The sequence below is a fragment of the Streptomyces sp. NPDC048415 genome, from assembly GCF_040651675.1.
In the GTDB taxonomy this organism is placed as follows: Bacteria; Actinomycetota; Actinomycetes; order Streptomycetales; family Streptomycetaceae; genus Streptomyces.
Genome location: NZ_JBEZKJ010000170.1, coordinates 1 through 9,000, shown reverse-complemented (window position 1 = coordinate 9,000; position 9,000 = coordinate 1). Strand labels below are relative to the sequence as shown.

The window sequence follows — 9,000 nt, the reverse complement described above, 5'->3', positions numbered from 1 at the left end:
TGGCGTCAGTGCGCTGCCGCCCGCCGGGCTTGAGCAGTCCGGCCTCTTTCAGACGCTGAAGCATGACCTCCAGCAGCCGATCGGCGGCGCCGTCCTCGGCCAGCCGGGCCCGGAACTCGCACAGCACCGAGTAATCGAACCCGGGATCGTCCAGCTCCAGGCCCAGCGCGTACTTCCAGTCGATCCTGGTCCGTACCGCGTCCGCTGCCGCCCGGTCGGAAAGGTTCTCCGCGAACTGCAGCACCGACACCAGAGCCAGCTGCCCCGGCGACAGCCCCGGCCTGCCGTCCGAGGGATACAGACCGGCGAACTCCTCGTCCTCGAACAGCACGTCCAACCGGTCCCTGATCAGCATCGCCGGCGTGCCGTTCGGACACGCCGCCCGCGCTGTCCGCAGCGTCCTGGCCGGGATCCCCTGATGGCTTTCCGGCCGCAGCGACATTGCGACCACCCCCACCGCTGACACCGCCCCGCTCCCACCAGACAAACACCCACCGGTCCAAATGTCAGCACCCCGCCAACATCACCAACAGAGTCACGGCATTGGGTCTAAGAGCTGTGGCCTCGGTGTTTGCCGTGGGAATGCCGGGCAAGGGCCTGACGAGGGCTGCCGGTCCGCGTGCGCGACAGGCTGCACTCGCGGTTCACGGAGATTCGCCGCTCGTGTCCGGCTGTCGAGTCAACGGCGGTCGGCGTACGCGAGGTGGGCTCGCAGCACCTGCGATCCGTTCCCGGTCTCTGGGTTGGGACCTGCTGGTAGTCGCTGTCTCCGCGGTCGAGGGCCAGCCCGCTGGTGAAGTACCCTCCGGCCCCACCTCGGCCGACGGTGGGCCGAGCGCAGGCGACAGCACAAGGCCGCCGACCGGGAGTCGCGGCGCCGCCGACGGGCGGCCTACGCCTAGCGACACGGGGTCCGCACTTGCGCGTGCGCGATGACGCAGCTCAGGGCCGGACAGAGCAGGCGAAGCGCCCTAACTGATCACGGCTGCCAGATCAGCGGGGGCGGTGCTACAGTCACCCAGCCTTTCGGTCTCCAGTTCGAGGGGGGGCCTCGGCAACCGGAAGGACAAGGAGGGGTTTTTCCTTTATCGGGAAGACGTTTGCGTAACTTCGGTGTCGTCGCGGGGGCTGCCGCGGTACTCACGATCGCCACCGCTACGGGAGCTTGGGCCAACTGGAGCAAGTCTCCTTTCAGCCTGGTCCAGGGGACCACTTCCCAGCAGTGGGTCGATGAGGAGTATAACGAGTTCCACTTCACCGGCTGTGACCAGGCGGGAACCACGAACAGCGTCGATGTGGCGCTGTGGCAGCAGATAGACTGGGGCAGTGACGTAAAGCACGACACGTCGACGCTCACCAACTGCTTCAAGGGCTCTGGCTACACAAGCACAGCCACCCAGTCCAATCTGCCTTACGACAGCTACTACCTCGAAATCACCAAGCTCGGTTCGGGGTGCGGAGCTTGCACGGGTGCCGCTGACAAGGTCAGCGTAGACACGACCCTGGCTGACTGATCCTGCCGGGCCGCCGCACGCCGTGCGGCGGCCCGGGTTTGTTCTCCATACGAGGGTTCATGCGCTTCTCCTCTGCTCTTCGCACGCATCCAGCCGTGCTGGCCTTCCCCGTGATCGGCCTTTTCTTCGCCTTCGTCTTCCTCACGAGTACCCGGCATATCGAGCGGCTCATTGCCGTGCCGTGGCCCGCGCAGGTCGCGTCGTATGCCGTGCATGCCCCGGTCCCGATGGCCGCTGCGGCTGTGGCAGGCCTGGCCGCGGTGGAGGCGACGAGACTGCGAGCCCTCGGCACCTGGGAGTTGGGGGCCGCGCGCTCCACTTGGCGCATCGCCGTCCAGCCCATCCTCATCGCCGTGCTGTCCCTATCGGTCCTCACCGCAGGCGTCACGGCCGGAGGGCTGTGGGTGGTCGGAGTCCTTCCTGATCTGTATGTGCTGCACTTGATGGCGATCGTCGTCGTCCTGCTCACCGCGCACGCCGTCATCGGCTTCGTCATAGGGCGCCGATTCCATGCGCTGTACGCCGCACCGCTCGTAGCCGTGCTGGTGTTCATCGGGATCAGCTTCCCGCTGGGGACGGACAGTTACTGGGCGCACCATGTCACCGGGTCCATCGCCTGGCTGGGGTTCGGTGAAGCGTACTCGCCTGCCATGACGGCAGCCGCACTTCTGCCGACGGTCTGTCTGGCCATTGCCTGTGTCGTCCTGGCAGCGCCCCGGCGTATCCGCGCCGCCTCCGTCGCCACATCGCTTGTGATCGCAGTCAGTGGCCTGCTTTGCGCATACGGCGTCACCAAGGACTGGCATTCGATCGCTCCTGCCGCCAAGGGCCTCGCCCCCATCACCTGTGAGGGGGACATGCCTGAAGTCTGCCTGCCGTCAGCCGGTTCCGAGCACATCAGGGAGATTCAGGTCGAACTCGCCGAGATGACCGGCCAATTGCAGGCCAAGGGCGTCATCATCGAAAGGCCCGTCCGCATCACCGACCTCACCGTGGCCGATGTTCAGCAACTCGACACCAGGGGGGAACACTGGGCACTCGACCTCGTGCCCGGCAACGCGGACAAGGTGCTCCGGGAGAACATCGCCATTGCCGTCGTCGGAATTCCCTGCGCGAAACCGGACTGGAACGCTCTGCACTACAACACCCTCTGGGCCGCCCGGACGATAGGTGTGGAGAGCGAGTACCTCGCCTGGCTGTCCCGTGAGACCCAGCAGTTCAGTCAAGGGCAGAGCCGCGCACAGCTCCTTGACGAGATGGACAGAGTGAACAAGCTTCCCTCGCAGGAGCAGAAGACCTGGTACGCCGAGCGGCTTCGCCATGCCTGCGGGGCAGGTGGCTGAACAACATGATCTGGTGGCTGCGCCAGCGGGGGGCCCTGGGGCTGCTGCCCGGTGCCCTGGTGGCCTTCGTCCTGAGCGTCGGACTCACCTCGGATGTGGTCCTCGTTTTCCCTGCGTTCCTGGGGGATTACGCGGTACCGACAGAGCTCAGCAATTTCCTCTGCCTCATCCCCTCCGTCGCTTTGGTCGTCTGCCTTGAACGGCGGCTGCCCGCCATGGAACGGTCTGCCGTCCGTAGGCTCGACGCGTGGGACATCACGCTTGTTGTCGGTTTCGCCCTGCTCGTATCCGCAGTGGCCATGGCGATGTCTCCGCTCGGCCGGGAAGCGATGCTGACAGCGGCGCGCAACAACCTGCTCTTCTGTGGACTCGCCCTGGGTGCCTGGCCACTGCTCGGACACCGGGCTACCTTGCTCCCTGTCTTCTGGATGATTCACTCCATGTTCCTCGGTGGCCGGAGTCTCAACGACCCCTACCCCTGGGTGATCGTCACGGAGGAAGCGCATGTCGCACATGCCGCCGCAGGCGCCGCCGCTGTCTTTCTGGCCGGAGTTCTCTTCCTCATCTGCTTCGCACCAAGGACCGACCGATGACTGTGCTGCTCGACCGTGTGACCTTCAGCTACCACCGCTGGATTCGCCCCGTCCTGTCCCGCTTCACCTACGAGGTCCCTGGGGAAGGCCTGACGATCCTGCTCGGCCCCAACGGGGCGGGCAAGTCCACCACGATGGCTCTGCTCGCTGGTACGGTCGAGCCGAAGGCGGGCAGGGTCCTGTTCAGCGGCACGGACCTCACCTCCGCCAGCCGTGAATACCGCCGCCACGTGGCCTGGCTGCCTCAGCGGGTGCCCACCTCGCGGCAGCTGACCGCCCGCGAGTACGTGGCATACGTCGCCTGGCTGAAGGGTGAGAGCCGCTCCCGGGCCTGGGAGCGCGCCGGAGCCGCCCTCGACCAGGTCGGCCTCGCCGAGCACGCCGGCCGAAAGACGGCCAGGCTCTCCGGGGGACAACTCCGCCGTGTCGGCATCGCCTGCGCCCTTGCCCACGACGCGCGCGTCATCTTGCTGGACGAGCCGACGGCCGGGCTCGACCCTCACCAGCGCACGGTCTTCCGTGGCGTGCTGCGGGAGGTTGCGGCGAAGACCCCGGTGCTCATGTCGACGCATGACATCGCCGACCTGGCCGACGAAGCCGACACCGTCACCCTCATGGATGACGGCCGGGTTCTCCACCACGGCGGGACTCAGCGCTTCCTGGAACACGCACGCCCTGACGCCGTACCGGCGCGCCGGGCCGAGTCGGCGTACTCCGTCCTCATGCGACTGGACGGTTCGCAGTGACCTCGCAGCGCCCTTGTTCCCTGCACCCTGTGCACGCGGGAGCCTCCGGGCGGGACTTCTGTGTGCCACGCGTGCCCGTGCACACCCACGACTTCTGGCTCTCCGACTCCAAGATCCTTGCCCGCTTCCCATTCGACGACAAAGACACCACCCTGGGCGAGACCCGGGACGCCGCCTGGCATCACGCCGTGCGTACCGAAAGGTTCGCCAGGCGGGTACGTTCCACCATGTGAGCGAACCAACGCGGAAGCCATTCTGGTCCCCGCTGTCAATCCCCTCGGACTGTGGAGATCTTCTAAGCGGCCAGCTCCAAGGCGGAGTTGGCTCGGTGGTCGTGTTCGTAGTCGATCGGACTCCGGTAACCGCACACGCTGTGTAGTCGGTGCGTGTTGTAGAAGCCGGTGATCCAGGTCGCGATCCTCAGGCGGGCCTCGGTGCGGGTGGCGAAGGTGTGCCGGTGGACGTACTCGACCTTGAGTACGCTGTTGAACGCCTCGCTGACGGCGTTGTCGAAACACGACCCGACCCGGCCCATGGACTGCGTCACGCCCAGACGCCGGCAGGCCCAGCGGAAGCGCCGGGACACATATTCGCTGCCCCTGTCGCTGTGGAAGATGACGCCCTTGACGTCGCCGCCACGGGTGGCCGCGGCCATGTTCAAGGACGCAACGACGAGTTCTGCGTCGTGACGTGCACCCATCGCGTAGCCGAGCAGGCGGCGCGAGAACAGGTCGATGACGGTGGCCAGATACAGCTTGCCCTCACCGGTGGCGATCTCTGTCATGTCGCCGCACCACACCTGGTCTGGAGCGTCGGCGGTGAAGTCGCGGCGGGCAAAGTCCGCGAACGCGGGCCGTTTGCCGGGGCGGGTCAGCCCGCCCCGTCGGCGGATCTTCCGTCCGGCCAGGCCGAGTTCGGCCATGAGACGCGCGACGGTGTTCACCGAGATGCGCCAGCCGGCGCGGATCAGGAGGAGCCAGACCTTCGGAGAACCGTAGGTGCCGCCGGAGTTCTCGAAGATCTGCCGGATCGCGTCGGCCAGCTGTCCGCGCCGCACTTCACGAGCGGTGGTGGGCTTGTCGCGCCACTTGTAGAACCAGGACTCCGACACTCCCAGAACCCGGCAGGCCAGGCGGTGCGGGACACGGTGCGCGGTCCTCTGGTTACCGATGAACGCGGCCAGGGCGGCCGGGTCCGTTTCGGTCACTTCACCCAGAGGACCATGCATCGCTTGAGGACATCACGCCCTACCTTTCTTCTTGGGTCTGAGCCGGCCACTCGTAAGATCGGCGGACCCGGGGACCCGGGGTATGGCTGACATCACGCTGTGCCACTTGGATGGTTTATGGAGCTTGGCCGCCCGGGGTCCTGCGACGACTCGACCGCCAATTGGGAACTGCGACTCGATCGCTTCGTAGGGCAACGTCGGCGAGGTCGTCTGCGGAAACCGTGTACGACGAGCTCACGGAGGATACGTGCCGGAGATCTGGGCTGGACTGGACATCGGCAAGGCGCATCACCACTGCATGGTGATCAACGCGGACGGCACCCGCCTGCTGTCCCGCCGGGTTTCCAACGACGAGGCCGAGTTGCTGCAGCTCATCGGCGACGTCCTGGAGATATCCCGTGACGTGCTGTGGGCCGTCGACCTCAACCACGGCGGTGCCGCACTGCTGATCGGCCTGCTGGTCAACCACGGTCAGCCCGTCGCCTACCTCACCGGTCTGGCCGTTCACCACGCCTCGGGCACCTACCGCGGCGAAGGCAAGACCGACGCCAAGGACGCCTTCGTGATCGCCGACCAGGCCCGCGTCCGCCGTGACCTCGGTCTGCTCCGGCCCGGCGATGAGATCGCCGTCGACCTGCGCACCCTCACCACCCGCCGCCTCGACGTGGTCTTCGACCGCACCCGGCAGATCAACCGGCTCCGCGCACAACTGGTCGAGATCTTCCCGGCGTTGGAGCGGGCTCTGGATCTGACGAACAAGGGTCCGATCACCCTGCTCACCGGCTACCAGACCCCGGCCGCCATCCGCCGCGCCGGCGCCAAACGGCTCGAAGACTGGCTGAAGAACCGGAAGGTCCACAGTGCCGCTGCGCTCGCGAAGACCGTGGTGGAGGCCGCCCATGCCCAGCACACCGCGCTGCCCGGCGAGACGCTGGCCGCGGCGATGGTACTCCGGCTGGCGAAGGGGGTGATGGCCCTCGACGAGGAGATCGCCGAACTCGATGCTTTGATCGAGGCCCGGTTTCGCGAACACCCGCATGCCGCGGTGATCCGCAGCCTGCCCGGTATGGGCCCCAGGCTCGGCGCCGAGTTCATCGCCGCGACCGGCGGCGAGATGGACGCCTTCGGCACCGCTGACCGGCTGGCCGGCTTCGCCGGCCTGGCCCCCAGACCCCGTGACTCCGGCCGCGTCAGCGGCAATCTGCACCGGCCTCGGCGCTACCACCGCGGGCTACTGCGAGCCATGTACCTGTCGGCCATGGTCAGCCTAAAGTGCTGCCCCGCGTCCAAGGCGTACTACGACCGCAAGCGCAACGAGGGCAAGAGTCACAAACAGGCTCTGCTGGCCCTCGCCCGCCGCCGCGTCAACGTCCTGTGGGCGATGATCCGTGACGGAGAGTGCTACCAGCCCGCACAACCCGTTGCCGCGGCGGCTTGACAACAAGATTGGGAAGCTCCATCTCCAGCTCGCGGATCCGCTTGTTCTTCTCCGCCGCATCCCGCCGCAGCCGCTCCAGCTCGGCCCGCTCGGCTTCGCGCAGCCGCCCGCCCGGTGCGGGCTCGGTAGGCTGGTCGGACGACGCCGACCCGTTGCGCCGCCACCGTGACACCCAGCTGTGCAGCGTGCCGGAATGCACACCGAGCTCCTCGGCGACCTCCGGGATCGGCCTGCCCGTCTCGATCACAATGCGTACAGCACCCTCACGAAACTCAGGCGTGTACGTCCGTTGCTTGGACCCCATGAACCCCAACTTCCCCTGCAATCACGGACTCCACGCTACGAGGGGAGGGACACCGCCAAGGCAGCAGTCGCACCCGCACGGTGAATGGTGACGGGACATCAATTCCTGCTACTTGGAATGTGAGTGCCGATCTACGACGGGGATGGGAGGTTCAGAGGTTCAGAAACCGGGAGTCCACATGCCACTTCCCGCCGTCGCTGGGTTCGCCATCAGTGTCGGAATCGACATCGCGGGCCACATCGTCGACAACGCCCATCAGAGCAAAAGGGAGAAGGCAGGGCGCACTGAGGGCACCAACGAGCACGGCCATCATCCCGACGGATTTGATCACTGGTGTGACTACTGCGGGAACGAAGGCGTGCTTGCGAAGCACCACGATGGATACCACAGCGCAAGCTCTCGAATGCCGTACTGCCGCTACTGCTACCCCGACGACTTTCCGAAGCTCCCTTCACAGCGATCTATACTGAACTCGTGGGTTGCGATGTGACGATGGGCTTTGAGCCGAAGCAACAGCGAGCGCCTGCAGAGAACGGGCACGGCCGGGCGAGCTGGTCCACATCGATGTCAAAAAGCTCGGCCGGATCCCCGAGGGCGGCGGCCACAAGAGCCTGGGCCGGGCGGCCGGCCGCAGAAACCGCAACGGCAGCGGTTACAGCTACCTGCACACCGCTCTGGACGACCACTCGCGCCTGTCCTATACCGAGGCGTTGTCCGACGAGACCGCCGCGACCTGCGCCGACTTCCTCATCCAGGCCACCGCCTGGTTCGCCGCACGAGGCGTCACTGTCGAACGAGTGAAGCGCTCCGGGATCGGTGGAGGCTCTATGCGTTGACTCCAGCCGCCGGTTGGGGCTGGTGTTGAGAGTAGTAGTTGGTCTCGTGCTCGCGGGGCGGGATGTCTCCGATCGCTGTGTGGAGACGCTGGTTGTTGAACCAGTCGACCCATTGCGCAGTGGCGAGTTCAACGTCAGAGAGGCCGTGCCAGGGCTTGCGGGGCTTGATCAACTCCGTTTTGTAGAGGCCGATCTGGGATTCCATGAGCGCGTTGTCCAGGGCGTCGCCGACGGTGCCGATCGAGGCGTCGATGCCGGCGTCGAGGAGGTGCGCGGTGAAGGCGAATGACGTGTATTGACCGGGTCCGAATGATGAACCAGCCCCGGGATCGTCTATGTCGCATTCGTCGTGGACGTGTTCGCCCTCGCGGTGCAGTTGCCGCCAGACTTTGCGGACCCCGTAGACGCCGTAGTTGTCGGCGTGGACACGGCTGATCTGGGCTTTCAGGTCTGCGTCGCGCATCGCCCGGGCGCTGGGTACACGGTTCTTGGCGGCGTAGTAGGTGCTGGTTGCGATCTTCAGTCCGTGGCCGGAGAGCACACGGCAGATCGGCTCGACGCCGAACACCTTCTTGAACTCGTCGATGAACGCTACGAGCGTTTCGACGGCTGGTCGAGCTTGACGCGAAGAAAGCCGACGCCGCCTTCAAGATCTCGTTTGCCCGACGCAGTTCGGCGTTCTCGGCCCGCAGCCGCTTGATCTCCGCGGCTTCCTCCGAGGTGATGCCAGGCCGCTGGCCGGTGTCCACCTGCGCTTTACGGAGCCAGGTCCGCACCGTCTCTGCTGCTCCGATGCCCAGCTTCGCTGCGACCGCCTTCATCGCGGCCCACTCGGTCGGATAGTTCGGGCGGATCTCCGCGACCATGCGCACCGCACGCTCACGAAGCTCGGGAGGGTAGGGGCAATGCCGCGTAGTTAGCGTGTGACACGATCCGTCAAATTGGGGGAGATCCAGCTTTGTTCGAGCATGTACGTGCCTCTGCCGACCTTGCGGATC

At 66.2% G+C, this 9,000-nt stretch carries 10 protein-coding genes and 3 pseudogenes; 8 read left to right on the top strand and 5 right to left on the bottom strand.

Annotation, left to right across the window (positions count from 1 at the left end; all coding sequences use genetic code 11):
• Window positions 1–442: transposase (locus tag AB0D27_RS44210; RefSeq protein ID WP_362521001.1), on the bottom strand; the 442-nt coding region annotated here is incomplete at its 3' end.
• Between the two features lie 361 nt (window positions 443–803).
• Here AB0D27_RS44210 and AB0D27_RS44205 point away from each other — a divergent pair.
• From AB0D27_RS44205 to AB0D27_RS44180, 6 genes and pseudogenes are all read left to right on the top strand, one after another.
• Window positions 804–896, top strand: a pseudogene (locus tag AB0D27_RS44205) (transposase); the annotation flags it as partial.
• A 204-nt stretch (window positions 897–1,100) separates the two neighbouring features.
• On the top strand, window positions 1,101–1,514 hold the full coding sequence (locus AB0D27_RS44200; protein WP_362520998.1) for a hypothetical protein: 414 nt from the start codon (window positions 1,101–1,103) through the stop codon (window positions 1,512–1,514).
• 59 nt (window positions 1,515–1,573) lie between these two features.
• Window positions 1,574–2,857: a magnesium transporter gene (locus tag AB0D27_RS44195; protein WP_362520995.1), complete on the top strand. Its 1,284-nt coding sequence runs from the start codon at window positions 1,574–1,576 to the stop codon at window positions 2,855–2,857.
• A gap of 5 nt (window positions 2,858–2,862) precedes the next feature.
• Entirely contained in the window at window positions 2,863–3,450 is a 588-nt protein-coding gene (locus AB0D27_RS44190) for a hypothetical protein (RefSeq protein ID WP_362520992.1), read from the top strand.
• Window positions 3,447–4,196 (top strand): ATP-binding cassette domain-containing protein, encoded by a 750-nt coding sequence (locus AB0D27_RS44185; RefSeq protein WP_362520989.1) that lies wholly within the window; start codon window positions 3,447–3,449, stop codon window positions 4,194–4,196. The genes AB0D27_RS44190 and AB0D27_RS44185 overlap by 4 nt, the downstream gene beginning before the upstream one ends.
• 62 nt (window positions 4,197–4,258) lie before the next feature.
• On the top strand, window positions 4,259–4,429 hold the full coding sequence (locus AB0D27_RS44180) for a hypothetical protein (protein WP_362520986.1): 171 nt from the start codon (window positions 4,259–4,261) through the stop codon (window positions 4,427–4,429).
• A 62-nt stretch (window positions 4,430–4,491) separates the two neighbouring features.
• Here the strand turns inward: AB0D27_RS44180 and AB0D27_RS44175 are convergent, their stop codons facing one another.
• Entirely contained in the window at window positions 4,492–5,403 is a 912-nt protein-coding gene (locus AB0D27_RS44175; RefSeq protein ID WP_362520983.1) for an IS3 family transposase, read from the bottom strand.
• 268 nt (window positions 5,404–5,671) lie between these two features.
• Here AB0D27_RS44175 and AB0D27_RS44170 point away from each other — a divergent pair, with 268 nt between their 5' ends.
• Window positions 5,672–6,862, top strand: coding sequence for an IS110 family transposase (locus tag AB0D27_RS44170; protein ID WP_362520980.1), 1,191 nt, complete (start codon window positions 5,672–5,674; stop codon window positions 6,860–6,862).
• On the opposite strand, the gene AB0D27_RS44165 is transcribed toward AB0D27_RS44170, so the two are convergent.
• Window positions 6,789–7,166: a transposase gene (locus tag AB0D27_RS44165; RefSeq protein WP_362520977.1), complete on the bottom strand. Its 378-nt coding sequence runs from the start codon at window positions 7,164–7,166 to the stop codon at window positions 6,789–6,791. The two genes, AB0D27_RS44170 and AB0D27_RS44165, sit on opposite strands and share 74 nt — an antisense overlap.
• A gap of 151 nt (window positions 7,167–7,317) precedes the next feature.
• Window positions 7,318–7,542 (bottom strand): hypothetical protein, encoded by a 225-nt coding sequence (locus AB0D27_RS44160; RefSeq protein ID WP_362520974.1) that lies wholly within the window; start codon window positions 7,540–7,542, stop codon window positions 7,318–7,320.
• A gap of 163 nt (window positions 7,543–7,705) precedes the next feature.
• On the opposite strand from AB0D27_RS44160, the pseudogene AB0D27_RS44155 reads away from it, so the two are divergent.
• Window positions 7,706–7,966 (top strand): annotated as a pseudogene (locus AB0D27_RS44155) (DDE-type integrase/transposase/recombinase); the annotation flags it as partial.
• A gap of 25 nt (window positions 7,967–7,991) precedes the next feature.
• Here AB0D27_RS44155 and AB0D27_RS44150 read toward each other — a convergent pair.
• Window positions 7,992–8,868: pseudogene (locus tag AB0D27_RS44150) on the bottom strand (integrase core domain-containing protein).
• Window positions 8,869–9,000: the final 132 nt, after the last annotated feature.

Excerpts from the sequence above, each read along its gene's own strand:
- AB0D27_RS44185 (WP_362520989.1), top strand. The coding sequence starts at position 3,447 with ATGACTGTGCTGCTCGACCGTGTGACCTTCAGCTACCACCGCTGGATT.
- AB0D27_RS44195 (WP_362520995.1), top strand. The coding sequence starts at position 1,574 with ATGCGCTTCTCCTCTGCTCTTCGCACGCATCCAGCCGTGCTGGCCTTC.
- AB0D27_RS44190 (WP_362520992.1), top strand. The coding sequence starts at position 2,863 with ATGATCTGGTGGCTGCGCCAGCGGGGGGCCCTGGGGCTGCTGCCCGGT.
- AB0D27_RS44165 (WP_362520977.1), bottom strand. The coding sequence starts at position 7,166 with ATGGGGTCCAAGCAACGGACGTACACGCCTGAGTTTCGTGAGGGTGCT.